Source organism: Rouxiella sp. T17 (assembly GCF_036663475.1).
In the GTDB taxonomy this organism is placed as follows: domain Bacteria; phylum Pseudomonadota; class Gammaproteobacteria; order Enterobacterales; family Enterobacteriaceae; genus Rouxiella.
In genome coordinates this window covers 21,885-48,619 of sequence record NZ_JAWUEA010000028.1, presented here as the reverse complement: position 1 = coordinate 48,619, position 26,735 = coordinate 21,885, and the positions used below count along the sequence as shown (strand labels likewise).

The 26,735-nt window shown below is 50.9% G+C and carries 22 protein-coding genes; 11 read left to right on the top strand and 11 right to left on the bottom strand.

The window, feature by feature from the left end:
• Nucleotides 1-79 precede the first annotated feature (79 nt).
• The 3 genes from bioD to SC206_RS09330 all read right to left on the bottom strand — a co-directional run bounded on the left by bioD (nt 80) and on the right by SC206_RS09330 (nt 3,288).
• On the bottom strand, nt 80-742 hold the full coding sequence (gene bioD / locus SC206_RS09340; RefSeq protein WP_332736823.1) for a dethiobiotin synthase: 663 nt from the start codon (nt 740-742) through the stop codon (nt 80-82).
• A 209-nt stretch (nt 743-951) separates the two neighbouring features.
• Nucleotides 952-2,169 carry a sugar metabolism global transcriptional regulator Mlc gene (mlc, locus tag SC206_RS09335; protein WP_332736464.1) on the bottom strand — a complete coding sequence of 406 codons (1,218 nt, stop codon included), beginning with the start codon at nt 2,167-2,169 and terminating at the stop codon, nt 952-954.
• A gap of 210 nt (nt 2,170-2,379) precedes the next feature.
• The gene (locus SC206_RS09330; RefSeq protein ID WP_332736462.1) at nt 2,380-3,288 is read right to left on the bottom strand and encodes a LysR family transcriptional regulator; all 909 of its coding nucleotides are present in this window, start codon (nt 3,286-3,288) and stop codon (nt 2,380-2,382) included.
• 209 nt (nt 3,289-3,497) lie between these two features.
• Between SC206_RS09330 and SC206_RS09325 the strand changes: the two genes are divergently transcribed.
• On the top strand, nt 3,498-4,799 hold the full coding sequence (locus SC206_RS09325) for an MFS transporter (protein ID WP_442976055.1): 1,302 nt from the start codon (nt 3,498-3,500) through the stop codon (nt 4,797-4,799).
• Here SC206_RS09325 and SC206_RS09320 read toward each other — a convergent pair.
• The gene (locus tag SC206_RS09320) at nt 4,754-5,566 is read right to left on the bottom strand and encodes an alpha/beta fold hydrolase (RefSeq protein ID WP_332736460.1); all 813 of its coding nucleotides are present in this window, start codon (nt 5,564-5,566) and stop codon (nt 4,754-4,756) included. The two genes, SC206_RS09325 and SC206_RS09320, sit on opposite strands and share 46 nt — an antisense overlap.
• A gap of 116 nt (nt 5,567-5,682) precedes the next feature.
• On the opposite strand from SC206_RS09320, the gene SC206_RS09315 reads away from it, so the two are divergent.
• Both SC206_RS09315 and tus read left to right on the top strand, forming a co-directional pair.
• Entirely contained in the window at nt 5,683-6,567 is an 885-nt protein-coding gene (locus SC206_RS09315; protein ID WP_332736458.1) for a LysR family transcriptional regulator, read from the top strand.
• 213 nt (nt 6,568-6,780) lie between these two features.
• A complete protein-coding gene (tus, locus tag SC206_RS09310) occupies nt 6,781-7,716 on the top strand; it encodes a DNA replication terminus site-binding protein (RefSeq protein WP_332736456.1) in 936 nt (311 codons plus the stop codon).
• Nucleotides 7,717-7,827: 111 nt separating this feature from the next.
• On the opposite strand, the gene fumC is transcribed toward tus, so the two are convergent.
• Nucleotides 7,828-9,225 carry a class II fumarate hydratase gene (fumC, locus tag SC206_RS09305; RefSeq protein WP_332736454.1) on the bottom strand — a complete coding sequence of 466 codons (1,398 nt, stop codon included), beginning with the start codon at nt 9,223-9,225 and terminating at the stop codon, nt 7,828-7,830.
• A 291-nt stretch (nt 9,226-9,516) separates the two neighbouring features.
• Here fumC and manA point away from each other — a divergent pair, with 291 nt between their 5' ends.
• The 3 genes from manA (at nt 9,517) to add (ending at nt 13,645) form a co-directional block, all read left to right on the top strand.
• Nucleotides 9,517-10,695, top strand: a complete 1,179-nt coding sequence (manA, locus tag SC206_RS09300) for a mannose-6-phosphate isomerase (protein ID WP_332736452.1) — start codon at nt 9,517-9,519, stop codon at nt 10,693-10,695.
• Nucleotides 10,696-10,789: 94 nt separating this feature from the next.
• Complete coding sequence (locus SC206_RS09295) at nt 10,790-12,361, top strand: YdgA family protein (RefSeq protein ID WP_332736450.1); 1,572 nt, start codon at nt 10,790-10,792, stop codon at nt 12,359-12,361.
• Between the two features lie 285 nt (nt 12,362-12,646).
• On the top strand, nt 12,647-13,645 hold the full coding sequence (add, locus tag SC206_RS09290; RefSeq protein ID WP_332736448.1) for an adenosine deaminase: 999 nt from the start codon (nt 12,647-12,649) through the stop codon (nt 13,643-13,645).
• 100 nt (nt 13,646-13,745) lie between these two features.
• Here add and SC206_RS09285 read toward each other — a convergent pair whose 3' ends face one another.
• The 6 genes from SC206_RS09285 to SC206_RS09260 all read right to left on the bottom strand — a co-directional run bounded on the left by SC206_RS09285 (nt 13,746) and on the right by SC206_RS09260 (nt 20,859).
• Nucleotides 13,746-14,549, bottom strand: a complete 804-nt coding sequence (locus SC206_RS09285) for a hypothetical protein (RefSeq protein WP_332736446.1) — start codon at nt 14,547-14,549, stop codon at nt 13,746-13,748.
• A 335-nt stretch (nt 14,550-14,884) separates the two neighbouring features.
• Entirely contained in the window at nt 14,885-15,928 is a 1,044-nt protein-coding gene (locus tag SC206_RS09280) for an oxidoreductase (protein ID WP_332736444.1), read from the bottom strand.
• 99 nt (nt 15,929-16,027) lie between these two features.
• Complete coding sequence (gene araC, locus SC206_RS09275) at nt 16,028-16,948, bottom strand: arabinose operon transcriptional regulator AraC (RefSeq protein WP_332736819.1); 921 nt, start codon at nt 16,946-16,948, stop codon at nt 16,028-16,030.
• 140 nt (nt 16,949-17,088) lie between these two features.
• Nucleotides 17,089-18,093, bottom strand: a complete 1,005-nt coding sequence (gene araH, locus SC206_RS09270; protein WP_332736442.1) for an L-arabinose ABC transporter permease AraH — start codon at nt 18,091-18,093, stop codon at nt 17,089-17,091.
• Between the two features lie 141 nt (nt 18,094-18,234).
• The gene (gene araG / locus SC206_RS09265; RefSeq protein WP_332736440.1) at nt 18,235-19,800 is read right to left on the bottom strand and encodes an L-arabinose ABC transporter ATP-binding protein AraG; all 1,566 of its coding nucleotides are present in this window, start codon (nt 19,798-19,800) and stop codon (nt 18,235-18,237) included.
• Between the two features lie 66 nt (nt 19,801-19,866).
• Nucleotides 19,867-20,859: an arabinose ABC transporter substrate-binding protein gene (locus SC206_RS09260; protein ID WP_332736438.1), complete on the bottom strand. Its 993-nt coding sequence runs from the start codon at nt 20,857-20,859 to the stop codon at nt 19,867-19,869.
• A gap of 486 nt (nt 20,860-21,345) precedes the next feature.
• Here SC206_RS09260 and SC206_RS09255 point away from each other — a divergent pair, with 486 nt between their 5' ends.
• From SC206_RS09255 to rsxB, 5 genes are all read left to right on the top strand, one after another.
• Nucleotides 21,346-23,025 (top strand): ribulokinase, encoded by a 1,680-nt coding sequence (locus SC206_RS09255; RefSeq protein ID WP_332736436.1) that lies wholly within the window; start codon nt 21,346-21,348, stop codon nt 23,023-23,025.
• Between the two features lie 145 nt (nt 23,026-23,170).
• The gene (araA, locus tag SC206_RS09250; protein WP_332736434.1) at nt 23,171-24,676 is read left to right on the top strand and encodes an L-arabinose isomerase; all 1,506 of its coding nucleotides are present in this window, start codon (nt 23,171-23,173) and stop codon (nt 24,674-24,676) included.
• A 390-nt stretch (nt 24,677-25,066) separates the two neighbouring features.
• Complete coding sequence (locus SC206_RS09245; RefSeq protein ID WP_332736432.1) at nt 25,067-25,507, top strand: DUF2569 domain-containing protein; 441 nt, start codon at nt 25,067-25,069, stop codon at nt 25,505-25,507.
• A gap of 80 nt (nt 25,508-25,587) precedes the next feature.
• A complete protein-coding gene (gene rsxA, locus SC206_RS09240) occupies nt 25,588-26,169 on the top strand; it encodes an electron transport complex subunit RsxA (protein WP_045047916.1) in 582 nt (193 codons plus the stop codon).
• Nucleotides 26,169-26,735 carry an electron transport complex subunit RsxB gene (gene rsxB / locus SC206_RS09235; protein ID WP_332736429.1) on the top strand — a complete coding sequence of 189 codons (567 nt, stop codon included), beginning with the start codon at nt 26,169-26,171 and terminating at the stop codon, nt 26,733-26,735. Before rsxA ends, rsxB begins: the two co-directional genes overlap by 1 nt.

Below are 26,735 nucleotides of genomic sequence, written 5' to 3'. Positions count from 1 at the left end.
TTCTCCTCTGCAATTAGCCGTTCATTCTGTTGCCAATGAGTATACCAGCCGAGGAGAAAATGCCCTGCGCCGAACGCATTTAGAGCACAGAAAGATCCAGATATTGCGATAGCTCTCGAGATTCTGCGCGTGGCAGATACGGAATTTCACCCAGTAACGGCGCGTGGATATTTTGCGCCAACACGGCGATAGTCTCGGCATAGTGTGCCAGACACGGGTTTATTCGGTTGGCGACCCAGCCGACCAGCTCGACGCCGTCGGCAATTATCGACTGCGCGGTCATCAAGGCCTGATTGACGCAGCCCTCCTGAATGCCAACCACCAGTATCACCGGCAGCCGGTTTTCAATGACCCAGGTTGAATAAGATTGTAACGGCGAGACCAGCGTTCTCCAGCCGTCGCAGCCTTCAACCACTACGGTATCCGCGCCCTGCTGTAAAAAGTAGAGGCCGTCAGTCATGCGAATGAACAGGTCGGAAGGCAGTTCGCTGGTGAAAATTTCTTCATCGGATAAGGCAAAAGGAGTGATTTTGGCGAGAGGATACGCAACAGAAGAAGAGTGCTGGAGCGTGACGGCGTCTTGATTGCGTACGCCGTCGGCCAGCGCCTGACTGCCGGTGGCGATCGGTTTATAGCCTAAAACCGTTTTTCCCTGCGCCGCCATCGCCTGTAACAATGCGCGGGAAACGATTGTCTTCCCGACGCGCGAATCTGTACCCGTAACAAATACCTGCGTTAACATATTCATTCTGCTCCCGAATAATTCCATGTCATCATCAAAACCAATGAGTTAGCGGCACGATGATCCGTCGAAATCGACTAAATATTGTTCGAGTCTAGGGGAAGCCACGGTGGAACAGTTTGCGTTAGCGCAATGTTTTATCAGGTGAAGACGGTGTTACAGCCTTATTTGTAAATGGGAACAATCAGTTTGCCGAAACCGGTGAAACATTAACCTTGCAGCAACTTCACCAGCAGCGAACCTTTATACAGCGCATCTTTAATCAGCGCCGCGCCGGGCATGGTGCCGTGGTTGTCAAAATAGGTGGATTCAAGTTGAATGTGTTCACTGTAAGCCGGCAGCGACTGTTGTTGAATACAGGACATTATCGCCGGATGCAGCGTTGATTTGGCAAGATTAAGCGGCGAACCAATCAGGATTTTTTCCGGATTAAACAGGTTAACCATAATGGCAACAATTCGGCCTACGTTTTGACCTACGCCGATGATAATGTCGCGCGCCAACGCATCGCCTCGATTAGCCGCGTCGCAGAGTGTTTCAACCGTAACCGGCTGATTATTGAGGAGGGAATTCGGCGTGAGTGTTAAGCGCTCTTTGACCAGCTCGAGGATATTGTCGATGCTGGCCAAGGTTTCGAGACAGCCGTGATTGCCGCAGTAACAGCGTTTGCCGTAGGGATCAATCTGCGTGTGACCAATTTCGACCACGCTACTGGTACGGCCGTGCAGAATTTGCCCGCCGGTAATCACCCCTGCGCCGACGTTGTCGTCAATCACCACTTGAATGACGTTCTGAAAACCGCGCGAGGCGCCATAAAGTGATTCGGCTTTGGTCCACGCGGCAATGTCGTGCTGCACATAAACGGGCAACCCGCTGCGCTCGGCCAGAGCCGGACCTATCGCCACGCTTTCTACCGGATAGAAAGGCATTTTCTGAATCACGCCCTGCGACGCATCAATAACGCCGGGCAGCGTAATCGCGATGGCGGTCAATCGCTCAAGCAGTTTTTGATGTCGGATAAAGAATTGATCGATAAGGGCAAAAAAGCGCTCGAGAAAAGTCTCGGGACCTTCGGCGGGCAGTGGCAGCTGGTCTTCTGCTACTAGCTTGCTGCTGAGATCGCGCAGGCTGAGCGTCAAAGTGCCAAGGCTGATGCGCGCAGATAAAAAGTGCCACGCTTTGGTGTCAAGAATCAGGCCAATCGCCGGACGGCCTCGACTGCCAGGCTCCTGATATTCAGTCTCTTGCACCAAATGAGCCTGCACCAACTCGCGAACTATTTTCGTAATACTGGCCGGTGCGAGCTGAGCTTTTTTAGAAAGTTCGATACGGGAAATTGGACCAAACTGGTCTATTAGTCGGTATACGGTACCGGCATTGATTTGTTTTATCTGATCGATATGACCCGGCTGCCCTTCCACTATCACTCAACTTGCCTCGTTATTTTTCGCGCTCCGAAATAAAGAGTAAAGGTTATAAGCCGTTTTTGTCACATATCCTCAACTATTTGATTCGATATGTGATTTAGAGCACATATTACTGCGTTTTGTCAGCAAATTTGCCCACAATTCCGCCTCGTTAATCTCATATTAACTGAGTCTTAAATTTCTCAGTTTTCAACATCTCACCTTTTAACTTCACGATTTAGCCTCATCCTCCATTAACATTCGCGCCAGCGTCAGCGCGGGTGCAGAGAGTGGCCGATGGCGATGACTGACCAACCAAACCTGGGTATTGACCTGCTCATCTTTGAAGGAAAGATATTTCACGCCATCGACCTGAATACGTTTATAGGAGGCGGGTAAAATCGACACCCCCAAACCTGCGGATATCAGCCCGATAATCGTCAGCGCCTCTCCGACTTCCTGCGTGATAAAGGGGGTAATTCCGGCGTGCGCTAAACGTTGCAGAATATCGTCGTAAAGCGAGGTGCCAACATCTTTCGAGAAGAATACGAAAGGCTGATCGGCCAGATGACTGAGGGTCAATTCGCCGGGCGGCAATTCGGTAAGCGGATGATTTTCGGGCACTACGGCAACCAGCGGCCCCGTGTGCAGGACGTGATGCTGCAAAACGTCTGGCAGCACGCCATTGCGCATGACGCCTAAATCAAACTTCCCCTTAACCAACGGGTCGATTTGCTGCTTGCTGTTCATCTCTTCAATGCGAATATTGACCTGCGGATGGGCCAGCCGAAAACGCTGAAAAGTGCGCGAGATTTTCTTCACGAACGGCGCAGACGAGGTCAGGCCGATGGTCAGTGTCCCTTCTTCGCCGCGATGAATGCGCGCCGCCTGCTCGGAAACATCCTGCACCTTACCAACAATACTTTTCGCTTCTTTTAAAAACATTTCGCCAGCCTGCGTCAGGCGCACGGTGCGATTGTTTCTGTAAAGCAGAACTGCGCCAATTTGAGTTTCTAAAGATTGGATTTGCTGGCTCAGGGGCGGTTGAGAGATATTGAGTTTTTCCGCCGCGCGGCCAAAATGCAGCTCTTCTGCCACGGCGATAAAGTAACGCAAATGGCGTAATTCGATATTGTGCACAGGATCCTCATTGATATCTTTAAAGTATCAAAACAGCGTAATTAATATATTAGATAATAGATTTAAACCTGAGTAAAATTTTTTGCAGGCCAAGCTTTCCGTTTTGAATATCGATGTCGTTTTGATTATCGATTTTCATTCGATTGCGTAAATCTATTGCCCATCCACATTTCCTGCATACCATTTTATAAATTTAAAAAGGACCTAACGTGACCTCCACACGTCGGCAGCCCGCAAACACTGCGGCAGGCCATTCGGTAAACGATGACGAACTGCACACTCCAGCTCAGCAGACCGCACCGCAAGTTAAAGGGATTTATATCAAGCGCGGCACACCGCAATTTATTCGCGTTACGCTCGCGCTATTTTCTGCGGGTTTGGCGACGTTTGCCCTGCTCTATTGTGTGCAGCCGATCATGCCGGTTCTTTCACAAGATTTTGGTGTGTCGCCAGCGGCCAGCAGCCTGTCTCTTTCGGCGGCCACGGGCTTGATGGCTATCGGATTACTGTTTACCGGCCCAATTTCCGACGCGGTGGGCCGTAAAAATGTCATGGTAGTAGGCCTGATGCTGGCGGCGCTCTTTACGCTGATTTGCTCGGTGATGACCAGCTGGCAGTCGATTTTAGTGATGCGCGCGCTGGTTGGGCTGTCGTTGAGTGGCGTGGCCGCCGTCGCGATGACTTACCTCAGTGAAGAGATCCACCCTAGCGTGGTCGCCTTTTCGATGGGTCTGTATATCAGCGGCAACTCAATTGGCGGTATGAGCGGGCGTTTGATTACCGGCGTGCTGACCGATTTCGTTTCATGGCGGGTGGCGATAGCGATTATCGGTATTTTTGCCCTGCTTTCCGCCAGCATGTTCTGGAAAATTTTGCCGCCTTCCCGTCATTTTCGCGCCAGCTCTTTGAAACCGCGCAAGCTGTTTATCAATTTCAAATTACACTGGCGCGATAGCGGACTGCCGCTGCTGTTTGCCGAAGGTTTTCTTTTGATGGGTAGCTTCGTGACCATGTTTAATTACATTGGTTATCGTTTGTTGGCGTCGCCTTATCATATGAGCCAGGCGATTGTCGGTATCTTGTCTATCGCTTATTTGATGGGCACCTACAGTTCGCCGAAAGCGGGCGCGCTGACTGCGGTTTATGGCCGTGGTCCGGTATTAATTGGCGCGTTACTTCTGATGCTGGCAGGCATTTTGCTCTCATCCTTCTCGCCAGTGTGGCTGATTTTCATCGGTATGGCGATGGTGACCGGCGGCTTCTTCGCGGCGCACTCTGTCGCCAGCGGCTGGATTGGCAAACGCGCCCGTCGCGCAAAGGGTCAGGCCTCTTCCTTATATCTGTTCTGCTATTACGCAGGTTCCAGCGTGGCCGGAACCTTGGGTGGCGTATTCTGGCATAACTTTGGCTGGGCCGGGATTACGGGTTACATCTGCGTCATGCTGGTTATCGCCATCGGCATTGGTTACCAATTAATGCATTTGCCTGAGTCTAAAATTGCGCGCGTTTGAATAAACTCTTTGATGAGCCCCGCAACCTGTTGTGGGGCTTCGAGAGGCAGCAAATGGCCTTTTCCAGATAAAATATGCACCGGCGCGGCCGGAAAAGCAGGCGCGATATGCTGCTTAACTACCTCGACCGGATCCACTTTATCCAACTCTCCCGCCATAATTAACACGGGCGCCGTAATGCTAGCGGCCACGTGGTGTAAGTCTTCTTTTGATCCGACATCAAGCCAACCGTTAACCGCGCGAGGATTCATTTGGGTGGTATCTTGCACAAGCTGCTCCAGCGCTTCCTCCGTGATGTTGTCGGCAGTTAATACATTTTCAACCGTCCAGTTCACAGCCTCACGACTGGCGTAAGCCTGTCTCATCATTTCGCGCTGCTCGTCTCCAATGTTCATAGGCACTAATGGCGAAGAGGCCACCAAAACCACGCCCTGTAACCCTGTTGGGTTTGTACTGGCAATGAGCTGTGCGGCTTTGCCCCCCATAGAATGGCCAATAATAATATAACGGCTTAAATTTAAAGCCTTTATTACCGCCAGCGTATCCTTTGCGTGGTCATGAGTGCTGTACCCACTCACCGGGGCCGCAGATAAACCTGCGCCTCGGGCATCAATCCTTATACAACGATACTCATCGCCAAGCTGCGCCACCACCTGATTCCACGTTTGTGACGACCCGCCCCAAAAGTGCAGGAATATCAACGCGGTTTCCCCTTCACCGGAATCTATAACATTCAATTCAGTGTGATTAGCCATCATTTTCATCATCCATCTCGCTCAGTTAACCTTCATTTCGAATGAGAGAGATCTTGCCGGATTGCATCAAGATAGGGAATATAGTCAAAAGTGTATGGGATACATACTCTACGTATATAGGAAGGCAAATGGACCGATTTACTGAGCTCAACGTTTTTGTGGCGGCGGTCGAGGAAGGAAGCATTGCGGCGGCGGCGCGGAGGCTGGGGATTTCTGCCGTCATGGCCGGGCGCTATTTGTCATCGCTGGAGCAACATGTTTCTGCAAGACTGATTGAACGAACCACGCAGCGGCTTAACCTAACGGATGCCGGGTTGCGCTATTTTGAACGGAGTAAAAGGCTGCTTGAAGAGTTCGCCGAGGCTAATAAAGAAGCCGCCGACATCCACGATGCGCCACGAGGTACGCTGCGCATTGCGGCGCCGATAACCTTTGGCACTCTTTTTTTAGGGCCGTTAATCGCAAAATTTATGGCTGATTATCCCGCCGTAGATATTTCGTTGCAGTTACAGGACCGTTTTGTCGATTTAGTTGAGGAAGGCATCGACGTCGCGATAAGGGTCGGTAATCTCAAAGATTCCGATTTTGTGGCCCGCAAAATTGGCAGTACCTCGCTGCTCGCCTGCGCATCATCGGGTTATTTAGCGGGTAATCCGCCGCCCGTTTCCCCCGCCGACCTTCAGTCGCATACGCTTATTGGTTACTCCGCACCATTAACGACCACGCCCTGGACCTTCATTGATGAATGGGGTGAAACCACCATCGTTAAAAGTGACTGCCGCTTTATGGCTAATAACACCGCAATTTTGCTGGAAGTCGCCTTGGCGGATGCAGGCATCGCGTACGGTCCTGATTTTGTATTCTCCAATGAGCTAAAGAAAGGCAATTTAATTCAGCTACTTACGGACTATGCTTGCCCTGCGCTTCCTATTCATGCCATCACGCCAAATGCAAAATATGTTAATACCAAAACGCGGCTGTTCATACAGCGTCTGATTGAGGCGTTTCGATAAGGTGTTTTGACTCACCTTATAAACTGTTCAGCTTTTAAACTAAACGCCTTAAAAATACGTCGTCCAAATTAATGAGGCTTTGTAAGTGATCACCTTTTTTTATTGCAAGGCTAATAAACTATTTTCTGCAATTAAAGGCGAAATCTTGAGCCGAAGGATGCACCAATTCATTTAATAATATAAAATATATGTTGTAACTAATAAGGAGGGTGAATGCCAAGCTACGATTTGAAGTTGCGGATGAATGAATGCTTCAAGGATTTGGAGCTGTCGACGGCTGATTTGACGCGGTTTCTAAATCAGCTCGAACTGCTGCAGGGGCGGGTATTTTCACTGCCTGAAATCGAGAAAGGAGCCGAAGAGGACCCCGCATCGATTATCCACGTCACGCCTCATCAAGGTGAAGAGGCCCACCAGCTGGCGATGCAGCATTTTCAGAAGCTGTTTATTCATCACAATCGCGAAAATATCAGCAGCAAAGCGGCCGTCAGATTACCCGGCGCGCTGTGCTACGCTGTCGACCCCTCTGAATATCAGGCCGCTAAACTACTGATTCAGGAGGTGAATAAGCTAAAAAGCGAGTTGGAGCAGATAATCACCGTTGAGTCAGGCTTAGCTCCCGAACAGCGTTTTGAATTTGTTCATAGCCAGCTGCGGGGTCTTATCACCCTCAACGCCTACCGCGCGATTAATGTGCTTTATGAGCCTGACTCAGTGAGATTTGGCTGGGCAAACAAGCACATCATTAAAAATCTGAGTCGCGATGAGCTGCTGCAAAAGCTTGAAAAGAGCCTCAATGCCGGGCGCGCCGTGCCGCCTTATACGCGCGAACAGTGGCAGCAAAATGTGACCCGCGAAATCATGGATGTTAAAAGAGTGCCGGAACACGCCATTTTGAAAATTAAACGTCCGGTTAAAGTTCAGCCGATCGCCCGCGTGTGGTATCAAAATAGTCAGAAACAGGTGCAACATCCCTGCCCTTCGCCATTTATTGTGCTTTGTCCGCGCGAGCCTGTCTTGCAGATCCCAAAAATGGGCGAGTTAACGGATTACGATGCCGCCGCCGTTAAACACAAATACAAGCCGGAGTCGCAACGATTAAACTTGCTGATAAAACGTCTGCATTTATATACGGATCAGCCGGTTTGAAATCCGGCCATAAAAAAAGCTCTGCCTAAAAAAGCAGAGCCTGATTTATCGTTTAACAGTTTGTTTTCGCTAAAAACTTAGGGTCTATAAAAAGTTAGGGTCTTTGAAAACCTAGCTTTTCATTGATCCGACCATCTCTTCTGGACGAACCCATTCATCAAACTGTTCTTCGGTGAGGTAGCCCAGTTTCAGCGCGGAGGCTTTCAGAGTCAGCCCCTCTTTATGCGCCTTCTTGGCAATTTCTGCCGCTTTGTCATAACCAATGTGAGTGTTCAATGCGGTGACCAGCATCAAGGATTCGTTTAACAGCTGCGTGATACGATCGCGGTTTGGCTCGATGCCAATCGCGCAGTGCTCGTTGAATCCGCGCATACCATCGGCCAGCAGGCGAATAGATTGCAGGTAGTTGTGGATAACCATCGGACGGAACACGTTCAGTTCGAAGTTGCCCGAAGCGCCGCCGATATTTACCGCAACGTCATTGCCCAGCACCTGCGCGCACAGCATGGTCATGGCTTCACACTGCGTTGGATTGACTTTACCCGGCATGATCGAGCTGCCCGGTTCGTTTTCAGGAATCGAAATTTCGCCGATGCCGCTACGTGGGCCGGAAGACAACCAGCGCACGTCGTTGGCGATTTTCATCAGCGATGCAGCCAAGCCTTTTAACGAACCGTGGCCGTGAACCAGCGCGTCACAGGTTGCAAGTGCTTCGAATTTGTTCGGTGAAGTCACGAAAGGCTGACCGGTCAGGCTGGCGATTTCTTTGGCCACGCGAACGGCGTATTCCGGATGCGTGTTCAAACCGGTGCCCACGGCGGTGCCGCCCAGCGCCAGTTCGGCAATATGCGGAAGGCTAGCTTCGATGTGAACCAGATTATGTCCGAGCATGGCGACCCAGCCGGAAATTTCCTGACCTAAAGTCAGCGGCGTGGCGTCTTGCAGGTGAGTACGGCCAATTTTAACGATATCTTTGAAAGCTTCAGCTTTATCAGACAGCGTTTTATGCAGCGCTTTTAATTCTGGGATCAGGTCTTGTTGAACAGAAACCACGGCAGCCACGTGCATGGCCGTTGGGAAAACGTCGTTGGAGCTTTGGCTTTTATTCACGTCGTCGTTAGGGTGAATCAAACGACCTTCGCCACGTTCGCCGCCAAGAATTTCGCTGCCACGGTTGGCGAGCACTTCGTTCATGTTCATGTTGGTCTGGGTACCGGAACCGGTCTGCCAGATTGAAAGCGGGAATTCGGTGGTGTGTTTGTCGGCGAGAACTTCGTCGGCGGCGGCGATAATTGCATTACCACGATCGGCTGGGAGCAAACCTAAGTCCATGTTGACGCTCGCTGCGGCACGTTTGGTCTGAGCAAGAGCATGAATTAGCGCGGTGGGCATTTTTTCTGAAGAGATACGAAAATGCTCTAGTGAACGCTGAGTTTGTGCTCCCCAAAGCTTATCTGCCGGTACTTCAATCGGCCCCATTGAGTCTTTTTCAATGCGATGAGCTGCCATTACTGTCTCCTTACGCGGGTTCTTCAATAAAATTTAAAATTGCAGGGTACCGACGACGCTCCCAAGGCTGTGCCGACGGATAGGCAATTATATACATAAGGTTAATGACATGCTTTGGGAATTATGTGATTTGCCAGTGACCGCACTTTTTATATAGTAGATGTTGATAATTATTTGGCTGTTGCTGTCGATAATCTCCGAGATGTTGTGAATAATCTGGCAGATGTTGCTAAATCGACTTTACTCATTGTTTATTAACTCGCATTTTCACTGTCACAACGGATAAATTTAATGCAAAAGATGCATAACAGTGTTCAAAATTATGCGTGGGGAAGCGTTGACGCGCTGACTCGCCTTTACGGTATCAGCAATCCTCAGGGACAACCGATGGCTGAACTGTGGATGGGCGCCCATCCGAAAAGCCCGTCAAAAGTCGAAAATTCAGCGGGCAATACGCTCTCTTTGCGCGACGTTATCCAGCAGAATCTGGCCGATAATGTCGGCGAGAAAGTGGCCGCGCGCTTTGGTGAATTGCCGTTTTTGTTTAAGGTGCTTTGCGCCGATCAGCCGCTTTCGATTCAGGTGCATCCGAGTAAAAGCAACGCCGTGGTAGGTTTCGATAAGGAAAATCAGGCGGGAATTCCGCTCGACGCTGCCGAACGAAACTATAAAGATGCCAACCATAAACCCGAGTTGGTTTATGCGCTTACGCCTTTTTCTGCCATCAACGGCTTTCGTGAATTAAGCGAGATTCAGTCGCTGCTTCAGCCGGTTTCAGGCGCGCATCCCGATATTGCCCATTTTCTTTCGCATCCGGACATGGCCCATTTGAAAGCCCTGTTTACCGCGCTGCTGGTTATGAAAGATGAAGAAAAATCGTTGGCGCTGGATATTCTGAAAAACGCCCTACAGAGTCAACATGGCGAACCTTGGGAAACGATTCGCAGCATTGCCGAACATTATCCTGATGACAGCGGCCTGTTTTCACCCCTGCTGCTCAACGTGATTGAGTTACAGCCGGGTGAAGCGATGTTCCTGTATGCCGAAACGCCGCACGCTTATTTGAAAGGTGTCGCGCTTGAGGTGATGGCTAATTCCGACAACGTGTTACGCGCGGGTTTAACGCCTAAATATATCGATATTCCAGAGCTGGTGGCTAATCTCAAATTCGAGTCCAAGCCCGCCGACACCTTGCTGACCCAGCCCGAACAGCATGATAACACGCTGGTATTTCCTATCCCGGTTGAAGATTTTGCCTTTGCCATACATAGCCTGAGTGCCGAACCGCAGTCGTTTTCACAGCAAAGCGCAGCGATTGTCTTTTGTATCGAAGGCCAAACGATACTGCAAAATGCTAGCCAGCAAGTGGTGCTGCATCCGGGCGAATCGTGCTTTATTCCGGCCGTCGACTCGCCGGTCAACGTTAGTGGAAATGGCCGCGTTGCCCGGGTGTTTAACCAGCTTTCGTGATATTTGCTGCTAAACTTGTTACGCTTGATGGACTTATCTTTAGACTCATTTATTGAAAGTTTTCAGAACGTAGTTAAAAAGGATGAACAGAACTATGAAAAAATCGTTAGTCGCTGTAAGCGTCATAGTCGTACTTGGCGCAGCCTGGACAGGCGCTTCCTGGTACACAGGAAAAATGCTCGAGCAACATATGGGTGACATTGTTGCCGATGCCAACACGCAGCTGAAAACACATTATCCGCAGTCTGGAGCCAAGCTGGTTTATCAAGATTTCCATCGCGGTATCTTCAGCAGCCGTGCACGTTTTGTGGTGCAACCCGACGGCACTGCTCCGAACAGCATGCTGCAACAGGGTGATGAAGTGGCGTTTATCGAAACCATCGATCACGGCCCTTTCCCCGCCGCACAGCTTAAAAAATTCAATCTGATCCCAAGCATGGCGTCCGTTCATTCCGAGTTGCAAAACACGGCGACAGTAAAAGGTCTGTTTGATTTGACGCAGGGTAAATCGCCGGTTGTTGCCGACACACGTATTGGTTACGGCGGCGACACCGCGTCAGTGGTTGATTTACTGCCAATCAACTATCAGAAAAACACCAGCAAGTTAGAATTTGCGGGCGGGACCATCAATCTCGACGTCGCGAAAGATATGAAGCAGGTCGATTTGGATGCCAAAACAGGCAGCCTCGCCTTTACCTCACCAAACCAGTGGGGCCAGCTTGAAAAAGTGACCCTGAGCGGTGTTGATCTCAAAACCAACACGCATAAAGGCAAGTTTGATGTTTCGCTTGGCAAAGGCGGTCTAAACGTCGATAACATTGGCGTGAACATTGATGGCAAAGAGGCTGCACAGCTGGCTGGCCTGAAAATGAACACCAATTTTGATGAAGATCAGCAGAATCTCAAGGGCCAGATTGATTACTCGCTCGACTCTCTGAAAATTCAGGGCGCTGATTTTGGCTCCGGCAAGCTGAGTATCAAGCTTGACCGTCTCGACGAGCAGGCAGTTAAAGAATTTGGCGACAGCTATAATAAAGAAGGCATGCAGCTGATGCAGCAGTCGCAACAGCTGGCTCCGGAAGTTTATCAACAACAGATCACAGCCCTGCTGCTGTCGAAATTGCCAATCTTGCTGAAAGGCAATCCGAGCATCACTATCGATCCGCTAAGCTGGAAAAACAGCAAGGGTGAGAGCACCTTTACCCTGAAGCTGGACCTGAAAGATCCTGCTGCTGCACCTTCCACGGCGCAAACGCAAGACCAGCTGATTTCACAGTTAGTGAACAACATTGATGCCAAGCTAAATATCCCGTTGGATATGGCGACGCAGATGACCACGCAGATTGCTCAGGTTGAAGGTTACACCGGCGACGACGCTGAAAAACTGGCTAAACAGCAGGTTCAGGGTCTGGCCGCGATGGGTCAAATGTTCAAAATTACGACGTTGAAAGATAATGCCATCACCAGCACCTTCCATTTCGCCGATAATCAGGTTGATTTGAACGGTCAGAAGATGAGTCTGCAACAGTTCGCGGGTCTCTTCGGCGTGTTTGGCGGTCCACAGGTTCCTGCGGCGACCGCGCCAGCACAGCCTGAAACGCCAGCCTCTCCGGCTGTACCGGTTGTACCTACAATTCCTGGCGCACCGGCTCAGCCCGCGCAATAGTTTGTAGACAGATGTTTGTCGACAAATTGTTTATGGACAGCCTGTTTGTAGATAGATTGTTTGTAGACAGATTGTTCGAAGATAATTAGTTTGTAGATAGATAATTAACAGAAACATTGTCATCACGGCGCAGAGTTAACACTTTGCGCCGTTTTTTATTCTCCTCAATGCCTTCTGGTTGACCATTTGGGATGCAATTCCAGCAGTTAATCGACTACCCAGTGCCAGCTCCCATCAAAAACGCTATAATACTTTGCACTTTATCGACACAAATGGGTGCTGCCAATGATTGACTCTCGACTTCCGCTTACTGATATTCACCGCCACCTTGATGGCAACATTCGCGCCCAAACTATCCTCGACTTAGGTCGTCAATTTAATCTTACCCTGCCCGCCAACGATCTCGAGACTTTGCGTCCTCACGTGCAAGTAACCAAAACCGAACCTGATTTGGTGAGCTTCCTGCAAAAACTGGATTGGGGTGTAGCGGTATTAGGTTCTCTCGATGCCTGTCACCGCGTTGCGCAGGAAAATGTGGCCGATGCCGCTCAAGCGGGTCTACATTACGCCGAGCTGCGTTTTTCGCCTTATTATATGGCGATGAACCACAAGCTGCCGATTGCAGGTGTCGTCGAAGCCGTGATTGATGGCGTTCGTCGCGGCTGCCGTGACCACGATATTGATGTCAATTTGATAGGGATCTTAAGCCGGACATTTGGTGAAGATGCTTGCGTGCAAGAACTCGACGGCCTGCTGGCACACAAAGACGGCATCACCGCGCTAGATCTCGCCGGTGACGAATTAGGCTTCCCGGGCAGCTTGTTCCTTGACCATTTCAATCGCGGACGCGACGCCGGATGGCGCATTACGGTCCATGCGGGTGAAGCGGCCGGCCCAGAAAGCATCTGGCAGGCAATCCGCGAACTTGGGGCAGAGCGTATCGGCCACGGTGTGAAAGCAGCCGAAGATCCTGAGCTGATGGACTTCCTGTTCAAGCACCAGATTGGCATTGAATCTTGCTTAACCTCGAATATTCAGACCAGCACCGTTTCCTCGTTGGAAAAACACCCATTGGCCGCCTTCTTGCGCCACGGCGTGCTTGCTTCAATCAACACCGATGACCCTGCTGTTCAGGGAATCGAAATTGCTCACGAGTACAACGTCGCTGCTCCTGCCGCCGGTTTAACGCCTGCTGAAATCCGCCAGGCTCAGGAAAATGGCCTGACCATGGCGTTTCTGAGCGATGCCGATAAGCAGCGTATCCGAGTGAAAGTTCAAGGTTAACCAGCTCGTTAGATATTCCCATCAAGGCCACACTAATGTGGCCTTTTTTATAACTTGAATCTGCAAACACTCATATTTAAGCGTGTTAATTAATTCATCATTATTTTAAGTAATCAGCAAAAGCCAACATAGCGATTTGATCATTCGTGTGTTCAGTATAATCGAGTTTGCCTGCTACAACCTCTTTCAAGATTTCTGCCTGTTTAATAAAATCACGAGCTTTAGATAAATCTTGTTCCGCGTACTTTAAAAGTGGCCCTTCTTTCCCGAGTGACGTCCAGGTAGAGAGTGAATCATCAGGCTCGAACTTCCAAACATAGGCCTTCCCTTTTAGTACCTTAGTCGATTTTGTAGGGAAAAACTCTTTAGCCACGCCGGAGTCCGCATCGAATTTTGAATAATTTTCCGTATCGATAAAATGCCGTGCTTGCTGTTGTATTAGCGCAGTTGGCAGCTGGGTAATAGTATTACGAACAGAAAATTTACAGTCTGCTAATTTTTGGGTTAACTGGGGAATATGATTTATTATTTTGAATAGCGCGGTTTTAATTTCCTCTTCCGCTTTCATTTTGGCCTCATTAAATAGGGCGTTATCTGCCTCTACGGTCAGCTGTTTATTTATCCTTTCCAATGACTTAGCCACTAATCGAGATTTTTCAAGACTGGCTCTATTAGGTTTGACCGGTAATATTTGTGAGATTCTTTTCAGATTAGCCTTCATGCTTTTGAATTCAAAAGAAGAGAGTTTGTGCTCGGAGCATTCGATTCTATTCAATAATTTTGTTACGTTTGATAGCGTTACCCTACCCTTATTTTCAGCTTTGTCACAGGCGCGCTGAGAATATTGAACAATGTTTAAATTAGATGAGTTAGGAAAGCTTGATGTAATATCGTTAATGGGCACAATGACCTCGCCAATAGTAGGTTAGAATAATTATAATGAATACGCCTATAATAATTACTCGATTTCCCAGATAATTCTATCAAAAACCGTTCATTGTTTAGGTATCCTTCGCCATTGATTGTTTTTATTTAATTAAATTTAATTAACTTCAAATAACTCGGGTTCTTATTGAATAATAAAAAGTGATATGTATATTGCTCTTATATAGAAATATAATTTAGCTTTAGTTGTGGGGAGTTATAAATGTCAAAGATATATTTTAATGATTAAGTGAAGGGATTTTTAAATAAAAACGCCTGACTCATATCAGGCGCATAAATCTGCAAAGATTAACATCACTTAGGCACGATCAATGCCTTCTGCTGCTGGGCCGACTCAATACCTAATTCAATCAGCTCCATGACTTTTATTGCCTGTGATGCACTGACCGGATTTTCACCCTGTCCATTAATGGCATCGCGCACACCCGCGTAATAAGCCGGATAATTGCCCGGAATAGTCAGCAAGGTTTTTTCGGCCATGACTTCATCGTGGCTCATTGTCACCACGCCATCGCGCATGTCATAACCCCAATCTGGCTGCGGTAGGCGTTCGCCCGATTTAAGCCGGTCTTCCTGTGGGTCAAGACCAAATTTTACATAGCTGCCCTTTTCGCCTTGTAATACAAAGCGTGGCGTCTCGGCGGCGGCGTATACGGAGGCATGTAACACGACTCGGCTACGTGGATAGGTCAACACCGTATGAAAATAGTCGACCGCCTGAGCGCCCGGGCGGATTTTCGCCTGATCGGAATAGATAGTCTCCGGCACGCCAAACAGTTCCAGAGCCTGGTCGAGCAGATGCGAACCTAGATCGTACCAGATGCCGCTGCCAAGGTCGGCAGACTCACGCCAGCGGGTTTTCACCTGTGGACGAAAACGATCGTAATGTGATTCGAAATAGACTATTTCGCCAAGCGAACCTTCTTTAATCAAAGCCTTTATCGTTAGAAAATCAGCGTCCCAGCGGCGATTATGAAATACCGATAACAGCTTCCCCTGCTCCTCGGCGAGGATATTCAGCGAACGCGCCTCACCTAACGTTACCGTGAAAGGTTTATCGACTACCACGTGTTTACCTGCTTCCAGCGCCTGCTGCGCCAAAGGGAAATGCGTAGTGTTGGGAGTTGGTATTACCACCAAATCGATAGTGGGATCGGCAAAGACCTCTTCCGGAGTGGCCACAACGTGAACCGAGGGCCAGTCTGCATTGACTTTCGAAGCATCACTACTCGAAACCACCGCCAATTCCAAGCCCGGCGTTCCCGAAATAAGGGGAGAATGAAATGTCTTACTGGCGAATCCGTAGCCAATAAGCCCAACGCGAAGTGCAGCTGTCATAATTTTTCCTTTTTGTATCATTACTCGTTACAAATCTGACGTGAAATCAGGGAATAACGATTATCGAACATCAATAGATGAATTATCGAATTTAAGATATCAAAAACTGTAGCTGGCAGCGTTTTCATTTTCGCGATACGGCTTGGCCGGATAGTTAATTTCTATGCTGCGACGACGGAAATCACTCGGGCTAACGCCAACGCGTTTTCGAAACACGCGTGAGAAATAGAGCTGATCGTCATAACCCACCACGCGACCAATGGTCGCGATGGACTCCTGCGTCGTTTGCAGCAGCAGCTTGGCGCGGATCACCCTTTGGTCTTCGCGCCAGCGCAAAATATTGATGCCAACCTGTTCGCGGAACAGGTGCGCGAGACGCGACGGTGACAGGCAGACGTGACGCGCGACCTCATCAATGCGCAGCTCTCCAGCCAGATTGCCGGTAATAAACTGGCAGGCTTCGATAACGCGCGGGTCCATGATTTTTTGCGGGCTCTGCGGGTCCTCTTCCATGGCACGAAGCAGTAAACGTTCCAGCAGATTCATCCCTAACTCTTCACCAAATCGACGCCCGGATTTTTGGGTTTGTTCAATATTGGCAAACAGCCGATCGAACTCCAGCAGCAGCGTATTATTCGGTAACGACAGGCGTCCGACTTCACGCGTTTTGCTATGCCATTCCAGCCAGTCGGCCCAGTAAGCGCGCGGGCGGAAATAGACCCAGCGATGATACCAGCAGTCGCTGTTGGCCGAACGCGCATAAAGGTGGCGCGCTTTCGGCGGAAATAGCAGCAGATCGCCTGGATTACAGTAGAAAGTGTCTTCACCATCAAACACTTTGCCTTGGCCCTTGACGGTCAGATTAAGAATGTAACCTTTCATGCCGCCGGGGCGGTCAATCGAAAAGTCGAGCGGACCGTCGGCCAGAATCGGCGTCATACCGGCTACCAAATAGGCATTAAAGCTGTAGCCCGGAAGGAGCGGATTGGACTGCTGGTCCTGAATCATGCGGTGATACATCGAGCCTCCTAAAATCATCACGCCTGGTCCTACCATTCTATCGGGCAATAAAATAACTGCCCGTTTGTGTTAAAGAAATGTGAAGGAAACGCCACTTTATGGACAAATTTCCTTCACAGCGGGGTAAAAAATGGTATCGCTTACACTGCGCGCTTGGCTTTTTGTTTGTAGCGATCGAAAATCACCGCCGCCAGCAGGATCATGCCGCGCACCACGTATTGCGAAAAAGGTGAAATGTTCAGCAGGTTCATGGCATTTTCGACCGTACCTAAAATCAGCACGCCCGCGACTACATATGAAATCTTGCCAATCCCGCCTTTCAAGGAAACGCCGCCTAATACACAGGCTGAAATGACGATCAGTTCATAGCCCAGCGAGGTCATCGGCTGACCACTGGTCATGCGCGAGGCCAAAATAATGCCCGCCGCCGCCGACACCAGCCCCGACAAAACGAAAATGATGATTTTCGTGCGGACGACTGGCACACCCGCCAGTCTTGCCGCCTCTTCGTTACCGCCAATTGCCAGCGTGTTGCGACCAAAGGTGGTTTTGTTGAGCAGCAGACCAAAGGCAATCAGGCAGCCCACGGTTATCCAAATTGGCGCGGGCAGTCCAAGCCAATTGGCGTAGCCCAGCTCAAAAAAACGTTCGTCTTCAATGCCGACCGCCTTGCCGTCAGAGATAATGTAAGCCAGACCGCGCACAATCTGCATCGTCGCCAGAGTGGTAATCAGGGCGTTGATTTTCAAACGGGCAATCACGAAACCGTTGACCAACCCAGAAAGTACGCCAAGCAAAAGTCCGGCACCGACGCCAATCCACAGGCTTTCGGTCATATTAATCACTACCGCCGTGGTCACACCGGCACAGGCAATGACAGAGGCGACAGAGAGGTCGAAATCACCGGAGGCCAGACAAAACAGCATGCCGCAGGCGACCATTCCCGACATCGAAATCGCCAGGCCAAGGCCTTTCATGTTGATAAAGGAGCTGAAGTTAGGCACGAAAATCGTGCAGGCGAGGAACAGCGCGGCAAACACCACCAGCATGCCGTAGCTGTCCCAGATACGCATCAGGCTTTGCCCACTGCGTGCGGCGGCGTTAGGCTGCTCGGGTTTGGTTGAATTGGTTGTCATACTGGACATCGTCTCACTCCTGCTCGGGCCGCCCGCTGGCGGCATTTGCGACTGTTTGGGTTTAAAGGTTTTTGGTGCTGTATAAATAAGGCTTTCAGGTCGTGCCAAAGATTCGGTTAATTCTTTCAGCAACAGATTTTCATTCGAAAACTAATGCAGCTCTGGCGTGCGTAACATCGCCATGCCCAGCGCCTTCTCCTCTGTGGCTTCGCTGTGAGTGAGTTCGCCGGTTATTTCGCCTTCGCGCATCACCAAAATGCGGTCGGCGAGACCTAACACTTCCGGCAGGTCGCTAGAGGCAAACAGCACCGCGATGCCCTGTTTTGCCAGCGCGTAAATCACGTTATAAATCTCATGTTTCGCGCCCACGTCGATGCCGCGCGTCGGTTCATCGAGCAAGATCACTTTCATCTCCTCTGAAAGCCAACGTCCGAGAATCGCTTTCTGCTGGTTGCCGCCCGACAGATTCATAATCAGTTGTTCAGGACCCGGCGTTTTGATATTCAGCGCAGTGATTTGTTTTGCAGCATTAATCGCTTCCCAGCTGTTGTTAATCAAACACCCGGCCTTCACGCTTTTTCGCCGTGCGCTGATGTTGATGTTGTCCCGCACCGAGTGAACCGGAATAATGCCGTCGGCTTTGCGGTCTTCCGGACACAGCATGATGCCCTGTCGAATCGCGTCTATCGGTGAGGTGATTTTCATTACGTTGCCGTCGAGCAGCACGCGGCCAGAAGTGATTTTCGTTCCGCCAAACAGCCCTTTCATCAGCTCGCTGCGGCCCGCCCCCACCAGCCCAAACAGGCCAACAATCTCGCCCTGCCTTACCGTCAGGCTAATAGGCGTTTTCACGCCGGGCGCTTTAACTTCATCCAACTCAAGACGCACGTCACCCAGCGCGCGCGGTTGATAACCGTAAACATCGCCGAGGTTGCGCCCGACCATCGCCTGCACCAGAATGTCGTGATTTACCTGCTGCATCTCTTTGAAAGTGCGTACATAACGACCATCTTTGAATACGGTAATCGCGTCGCTCAAAGCGAAAATCTCCTCCATGCGGTGCGAGACATACAAAATGACGCGCCCCTCGGAACGCAGCTCGCGGATGACGCGAAACAGCTGCTCGATTTCACGTGCCGACAGCGAACTGGTCGGTTCGTCAAAGGCGATAACCTTGGCATTACGCGCCAGCGCCTTGGCGATTTCCACCATCTGCCATTGCCCAATCGAGAGATATTTCAATGGCGTATCGGGATCAATATCCAGCCCTAAATGTTCGAGTTGCAGCTTGGCCTCGTAGCGCAGCAGCTTGCGATTGACCCATCCACGACGGCTTGGCAGTTGGCCGAGGTAGATATTTTCGGCCACCGTCATTTCAGGGACCAGATGCAGCTCCTGATAGATAATCGCCACGCCCGCATCAAGCGCGTCGGTGGTGTGGGTAAAGGTCACCGGCTGACCTTTGAGTAAAATTTGCCCCTGAGTTGGCGAATAGTTACCGCTGAGGATCTTCAGCAGGGTCGATTTTCCTGCCCCGTTTTCGCCCATCAGCGCGTGAATTTGTCCGGCATAGCAATCGAAACTGATGTTATCCAGCGCCTTGACGCCGGGAAACGTTTTGCCGATGCCGTCAAACGTCAGATAAGGCTGGCGATGGTCAAACTCTTCCAGCGACGGCGCGGGCACAGTGGACGAGGTTAAAGAAAGCGAAGACATAGCGGTAACCCTTTGTCGATTAAAAATTTATTAGGGATGCGCCCGAGCTGGCGCGCATCCGGCCTACTATTTGCCGCCGAGGCCTTTTTTATCCAGCTCGGTTTTAAAGTTGTCGCGCGTGATCAGCACCACGTCGGTCACTTCGGTAAATTTCGGTGGCTCCACGCCTTTGGTGACCCAGTCATTCAGCATCTGAATACTTTTGTAACCGTGAACATCGGGGCTTGGCAGCAGCGAGCCGTAGAATCCGGTCTGCTCTTTTTTCGACAGTTCGTTCACCGCGTCAACGCCGTTAATGCCGATACCGATCACGTTTGGCGCCTTGAATCCCTGCCCTTCAGTAGCACGCACGCCGCCGAGCACGGTATTGTCATTCATGCCTAAAATTAGCCAGTTTTTAACGTTAGGATGCTGCACCAGCAGTGAGTTACCAGCGTCGAGGGCGCCAGGAATGTCATTCGATTTGGTCGGCACCTTGTAGATTTGCGCGGCTGGGAAACCCGCGGCTTTCAGGGCATCCATCGAACCGGTCGTGCGGCGGCGCGCGGTGTCCAGCTCATCGGCAGTAATCGCCATCACGCCGGTATCAGCCACTTTCCAGCCTCGTTTTTGCATCTCTTTATACAACTCCTGCCCCTGACGCTCGCCAATTTTGGCGGCCGCCATCATCACTAAAGGCACGTCTTCCATCGGCTTGCCCTTGGCATTCACGAACTGGTCGTCAACGGCAATGACTTTCAAGTTGTAGCTGCGCGCCTTAGCCATAATGGCTGGCCCCAAACGCGGGTCTGGCGTACAGATAACAAAGCCTTTCGCCCCGTTGGCCGCCAGACTGTCAATGGCGTTCAAGGTTTTTTCGCCGTCGGGCACGGCAATTTTAATCACTTGGAAATTAAGGTCTTTCCCTGCTTTATCGGCAAACTTCCATTCCGTTTGGAACCACGGCTCCTCGGGCTGCTTGACCAAAAAGCCTAATTTCTCGGCGTCTGCTGCCATAGCCGAATGTGACATAACGGCCGCCAGTCCAACTGCTGCCAGCGCCTTAGTGAATTTATGCATGATGCTCTCCGACTTTTTATTGTTGTTACCCACGGTTATTGCCGCAGTCATGAAAACGTTATCAGTAGGGTAAATCGCCATCAAAAACGCCTATAAACCTCGTGTTAATGTCATTCCTTACTGGAATCAGAAGCGAATACAGAAGCGCATTGAGATAAGACGAGGTAAGTTTTAGCCTGAAAAATCGATGAATATGTAGAGCGTTATCACAAATTAAAATTGCAGCTAATCCGTGCATATATTTAGCAAATTTCATCAAGCTGCCAGTTTATGACCGGCTTCACATATCCCCTGTACGGAGCAGGAAAGTACATACTTCCAGCAGATGCCTCCTCACCCTCGCCGTGCCGCCTCTCCTATCGTTAGGTACAGCAAAAGTCGGCGATATTCTTTTCGTATGAATGTGTAGGAACACGAATGAAAACGTTCGTCGACTTCTTAGACTTTTGAAAATGATCGATTCGATAACCACGAGGGAGAGGAACCATGGCACAAGGTGCGATTGCTCTTGGTCTGGATTTTGGAAGTGACTCGGTGCGAGTACTGGCCGTGGATTGCCACAGTGGCAAAGAGATAGATACCGACGTGGTCTATTACCCTCGCTGGCAGGAAGGCCTCTACTGCCACGCGGGCAAAAACCAGTTTCGCCACCATCCTCTTGACTATATAGAGGCCATGGAAAGCGCCATCGTAAACGTAGTCAGCCGCCTTGGGCCCGAATTGAGTGCGCAGATTATCGGCATCGGCGTGGACTCTACCGGCTCAACGCCCGCGCCCGTCGACGCGCAGGGACAGGTGCTGGCGCTGCTCCCAGAGTTCGCCAATAACCCCAACGCCATGTTTGTGCTGTGGAAAGATCACACCGCCATCGCCGAAGCCGAAGAGATAAATCACCTGTGCCGCAGCGGACGTTTCCCAGATTACAGCCGTTACATTGGCGGCGTGTATTCGTCTGAATGGTTCTGGGCCAAGATCCTTCACGTTTCGCGTCAGGACAGCGCGGTCCGTGAGGCAGCGGCCTCGTGGGTCGAGCTGTGTGACTGGGTTCCCGCGCTGCTTTCGGGCACAACCGCGCCACAGCAGATTGCGCGCGGACGTTGCAGCACGGGTCATAAAATGCTCTGGCACCCGTCCTGGGGCGGCTTTCCGCCACGCGAATTCTTTGCCGCGCTGGATAGCTGTCTGGTCGATGACTTGCCCTATCCGCTGTTTATCGACACGCAAACCGCCGACAAACCGGTCGGCACTATCAGCGCAGAATGGGCGCAGCGCCTCGGATTACCCGCGACCGTTGTGATTTCGGGCGGCGCGTTTGACTGCCACATGGGCGCAGTCGGCGCAGGTGCGCAGCCCTACACGCTGGTCAAAGTCATCGGCACCTCGACCTGCGATATTTTAATCGCCGATAAAGAACGCGTGGGTGACCGGGCAATTGCCGGTATCTGCGGCCAGGTTGACGGCAGCGTGGTGCCCGAGATGGTCGGGATGGAGGCCGGACAATCGGCGTTTGGCGACATGTACGCATGGTTTAGCCAGCTGCTGAGTTGGCCGCTGGTTCAGCTCGGCAATGCACATCCTGAACTCAAACCGCAGATTACGGCGATGAAAAAAACGTTGCTGTCTGACTTAACGACCGCGTGGGCGGCGAATCCGACTCTCGACAGTCTGCCGCTGGTGCTTGACTGGTTTAACGGCCGCCGCACGCCGTTTGCCAACCAGCGTCTGAAAGGCGTGATTACCGATATTAATCTCGGCACTCAGGCGCCCGAGCTATTTGGCGGCTTTATTGCGGCCACCGCCTTTGGCGCGCGCGCGATTATGGAGTGTTTCGAGCAGCAGGATATTCCCGTCGAAAACGTGCTGACGTTAGGCGGTATCGCACGAAAATCACCGGTGATCATGCAGGTTTGCGCCGACGTAATGAACCGACCATTGCAAATCGTGGCTTCCGATCAGTGTTGCGCGCTAGGTGCCGCCATTTTTGCCGCCTGCGCCGCCGGAGAGTTTGCCTCCGTGCCCGAAGCCCAGCAATCGATGGCCTGCGCGATTGAAAAAACCTTATTACCTGACCCCGAGCGCGCGGCGCAGTTCCAGCGACTTTATGAACGTTATCAGCAGTGGTGCAAAGCCTCAGAGCCATTATTCGCGGCTTCCACGCCACTGTAGTTTTGTGACGAACTAATTTTGCGTCGACATGATTTTCGTGACGGCCTGATTTTCGTGAAGATCATGTCGGCCCCGTATCACCTTTCATTCATGGTCTATAAATCGTGGGTCATGATCCCTGATCAAAAGCAGCAGGAGTTTTAAAATGGACGCATTCAAACAGCTCGAAGTGTGGTTTGTTATTGGCAGTCAGCATCTTTACGGCGCAGAAACGCTGCGTCAGGTGATGCAAAATGCTGAAAACGTCGTGCAGGGTTTAAACGGATCGGCGGGACTGCCCGTGAAGCTGGTGCTGAAGCCTCTGGCGACCACGCCCGATGAAATCACTTCCGTCTGCCGCGACGCCAATTATCATCAGGACTGTATCGGCATCATCACCTGGCTGCACACCTTCTCGCCGGCGAAAATGTGGATTGCCGGCCTGAGCATTTTGCATAAACCGCTGATGCAGTTTCACACCCAATTCAATGCCACCATTCCGTGGGATACCATGGACATGGACTTTATGAACCTCAACCAGACCGCGCACGGCGGCCGCGAATTCGGCTTTATCGGCGCGCGGATGCGCCAACAGCACGCCGTAGTGACAGGGCATTGGGAGGATCAGGAAAGCCATCGTCGCATTGCTCAGTGGATGCGTGTCGCAGCGGCCAAAAACGAAGGCCAGCACCTCAAATTGGCACGTTTCGGCGACAATATGCGCGAAGTTGCCGTCACTGAGGGAGATAAAGTCGCGGCGCAGATGACCTTTGGTTACACCGTCAGCGCCTATGGCGTAGGCGATCTGGCAGCCTCGATTGACGAAGTCAGCCGTGGTGACGTCGACACATTAATAGAAGAGTACGAAGCGACCTATCAACTAACCGATGCAGTTAAACTTAACGGCGACAAACGCGAAAACCTGATTGACGCCGCACGCATCGAGCTTGGCATGACTCGCTTCTTGGAAAAGGGTGGCTTTAAGGCCTTTACCACCAACTTCGAAAACCTTTACGGCATCAAACAGTTGCCGGGTATTGCCGTGCAGCGCCTGATGCAGAAAGGCTACGGTTTTGGCGGCGAAGGCGACTGGAAAACAGCCGCGCTGCTGCGCATTATGAAAGTCATGGCTTCAGGTTTGGAAGGCGGCACCTCCTTTATGGAGGATTACACCTACAACTTCGAAAGTGGTAACGATTTAGTGGTTGGCTCGCACATGCTGGAAGTCTGCCCAAGTATTGCCACCTCTCAAAAACCGATTGTCGATGCGCAGTTCCTGGGCATAGGCGGCAAGGCGGACCCCGCGCGACTGATTTTCTCGACGCCAGCGGGCCCGGCGATCAACGCTACGGTAGTCGATATGGGCGACCGTTTCCGTATGATAGTGAATCTGGTCGATACCATCGAGCAGCCTAAATCATTGCCGAAACTTCCGGTGGCGCGGGCAATCTGGAAGGCGCAACCTTCGCTGGCGACGGCGGCGGAAGCGTGGATTTTGGGCGGCGGCGCGCACCACACCGTGTTCTCGCAGGCGTTGGACGTCGAGTATTTGCGTTTGTATGCCGAGATGCACAACATTGAAATGCTGGTTATCGATAACGATACCACGCTGCCAAACTTCAAAGATTCGCTGCGCTGGAATGAGGTCTATTACAAGCTATGTGCTAAATAAGGCAAGCTATGCGCAAAATAAGGCAAGATTTGCGCGAAATAAGCCAAGCTATGCGCAAAATAGCCGAATGATTTTCGAATAAAAATGCACTAAAAATCAGCAAGTTTTCGCTGCCGAGCGTTTGGGGTAGAGCCGTTTTCTGCCCCCTTTTTACCCTTCCTCTATTCTTCCTCGCTGTTATCACCCTTGCCGCCGCGCCTGTTCGAATCAAAAAAAAGCAAAAAGTGATATTTTTTACGCTGTTGCACTGCAATCACATGATCTCGATAGAGACGAAGCCCTTCACGCGTTAAGCTATCGCGCCTTGAATGTCCTAATCCGCTTTACATTGCAGGTTTTAACTTTTTGCCTGCCGTGGATTGTCATCAACTTGATTGAATAAGGTTTTTTATGTCGCAAACTTCTGGCTCTCAGCGTATCGGAGGTTGGTTACTGGCCCCGATGGCTTACCTGATTGTCAATTTGCTGAGCGTGGTGCTGATGCTGTTCCTCTATTCGATGGCAATTTTCAAGCCCGAATCGCGGGAATATCTGGTGACCAACTCGCAGGCATTCACCTTGCAGTGGTATTTTTCGGTAGTCACCACACTGGCAATGGGCGTGTTTACCGTCGCCGTGCTGTGGCAATTTTGTCGCAAAATCAAAGCACTGCCAAAAATGTATATCATTTGGCTGCTGGTTACCGTGCTGCTGGCGGTGAAAGCCTTTGCGTTTTCGCCTATCACCGATGATTTGGCGGTGCGCAATCTTTTATGGCCACTGATGGCCACGGCGCTTTTAGTGCCCTATTTCAAACGTTCGCGACGGGTTAAACAGACTTTCACGCGCTAACGTAGCAACGAATTAGTTTATGTAGGCAGCAACGAATAAGAAGTTTTAGCTTTCTGGTTTTCAATATTAGGCACTCTCTCATGACATCATACTTATTACTGTTTATCGGTACCGTGCTGGTAAACAACTTTGTTTTGGTCAAGTTTCTTGGGCTCTGTCCGTTTATGGGCGTGTCCAAAAAGCTGGAATCGGCGATTGGCATGGGGTTGGCAACCACCTTCGTGATCACCTTGTCCAATATCTGCTCATGGATTGTTAACACCTTTATATTGATGCCGTTGGGTCTGGTTTATCTGCGTACCATGGCGTTTATTTTAGTGATCGCCGTGGTCGTGCAGTTCACCGAGATGGTGGTGCGTAAAACCAGCCCGTCGCTGTATCGCCTGCTCGGCATCTTTTTGCCGCTGATAACCACCAACTGTGCCGTTCTCGGCGTGGCGCTGCTTAACATCAACCAACAGTTTAACTTCATGCAGTCTGCGCTGTACGGATTCGCCGCGTCGCTCGGTTTCTCGCTGGTAATGGTGCTGTTTGCCGCCATTCGTGAGCGTCTAGTCGTGGCCGACGTGCCTGCGCCTTTCCGTGGTTCATCCATCGCTTTAGTCACCGCCGGCCTGATGTCACTGGCCTTTATGGGCTTCACAGGGCTGGTGAAATTCTAATGTTCGAATTATGGGTTGCTATTGGTGCACTCAGCGCGCTGGCGTTGGTGTTCGGATTACTGCTGGGTTACGCCTCGCGCCGTTTTGCGGTCGAGGGCAATCCGGTGGTCGATCAAATTGACGGTATTTTGCCACAAAGCCAGTGCGCGCAGTGCGGCTATCCGGGCTGCAAGCCTTACGCCGAAGCCGTCGCCAACGGCGATAAAATCAATAAATGCGTGCCGGGCGGCGAGCCAGTCATGCTCAAGCTGGCTACGTTGCTTAACGTCGAGCCACAGCCGATGGACGGCGATGCGGTCGAAGCCGTGCCCGTGCGCAGAATCGCCTATATAGATGAAAGCAACTGTATCGGTTGCACCAAATGTATTCAGGCCTGTCCGGTCGATGCCATCGTTGGGGCGACCCGCGCGGTACATACCGTGGTATCCGACCTGTGTACCGGCTGCGACCTGTGCGTCGCACCCTGCCCAACCGACTGCATCGAAATGCTGCCGATCAAGACCACCACCGCTAACTGGAAATGGGATCTGAATACCATTCCAGTGCAAATTATTCATGCGGAGTAA

Excerpts from the sequence above, each read along its gene's own strand:
- bioD (WP_332736823.1), bottom strand. The coding sequence starts at position 742 with ATGTTAACGCAGGTATTTGTTACGGGTACAGATTCGCGCGTCGGGAAG.
- SC206_RS09320 (WP_332736460.1), bottom strand. The coding sequence starts at position 5,566 with ATGATGAAAATGATGGCTAATCACACTGAATTGAATGTTATAGATTCC.
- SC206_RS09315 (WP_332736458.1), top strand. The coding sequence starts at position 5,683 with ATGGACCGATTTACTGAGCTCAACGTTTTTGTGGCGGCGGTCGAGGAA.
- tus (WP_332736456.1), top strand. The coding sequence starts at position 6,781 with ATGCCAAGCTACGATTTGAAGTTGCGGATGAATGAATGCTTCAAGGAT.
- fumC (WP_332736454.1), bottom strand. The coding sequence starts at position 9,225 with ATGGCAGCTCATCGCATTGAAAAAGACTCAATGGGGCCGATTGAAGTA.
- manA (WP_332736452.1), top strand. The coding sequence starts at position 9,517 with ATGCAAAAGATGCATAACAGTGTTCAAAATTATGCGTGGGGAAGCGTT.
- SC206_RS09295 (WP_332736450.1), top strand. The coding sequence starts at position 10,790 with ATGAAAAAATCGTTAGTCGCTGTAAGCGTCATAGTCGTACTTGGCGCA.
- add (WP_332736448.1), top strand. The coding sequence starts at position 12,647 with ATGATTGACTCTCGACTTCCGCTTACTGATATTCACCGCCACCTTGAT.
- SC206_RS09280 (WP_332736444.1), bottom strand. The coding sequence starts at position 15,928 with ATGACAGCTGCACTTCGCGTTGGGCTTATTGGCTACGGATTCGCCAGT.
- araC (WP_332736819.1), bottom strand. The coding sequence starts at position 16,948 with ATGTATCACCGCATGATTCAGGACCAGCAGTCCAATCCGCTCCTTCCG.
- araH (WP_332736442.1), bottom strand. The coding sequence starts at position 18,093 with ATGTCCAGTATGACAACCAATTCAACCAAACCCGAGCAGCCTAACGCC.
- araG (WP_332736440.1), bottom strand. The coding sequence starts at position 19,800 with ATGTCTTCGCTTTCTTTAACCTCGTCCACTGTGCCCGCGCCGTCGCTG.
- SC206_RS09260 (WP_332736438.1), bottom strand. The coding sequence starts at position 20,859 with ATGCATAAATTCACTAAGGCGCTGGCAGCAGTTGGACTGGCGGCCGTT.
- SC206_RS09255 (WP_332736436.1), top strand. The coding sequence starts at position 21,346 with ATGGCACAAGGTGCGATTGCTCTTGGTCTGGATTTTGGAAGTGACTCG.
- araA (WP_332736434.1), top strand. The coding sequence starts at position 23,171 with ATGGACGCATTCAAACAGCTCGAAGTGTGGTTTGTTATTGGCAGTCAG.
- SC206_RS09245 (WP_332736432.1), top strand. The coding sequence starts at position 25,067 with ATGTCGCAAACTTCTGGCTCTCAGCGTATCGGAGGTTGGTTACTGGCC.
- rsxA (WP_045047916.1), top strand. The coding sequence starts at position 25,588 with ATGACATCATACTTATTACTGTTTATCGGTACCGTGCTGGTAAACAAC.
- rsxB (WP_332736429.1), top strand. The coding sequence starts at position 26,169 with ATGTTCGAATTATGGGTTGCTATTGGTGCACTCAGCGCGCTGGCGTTG.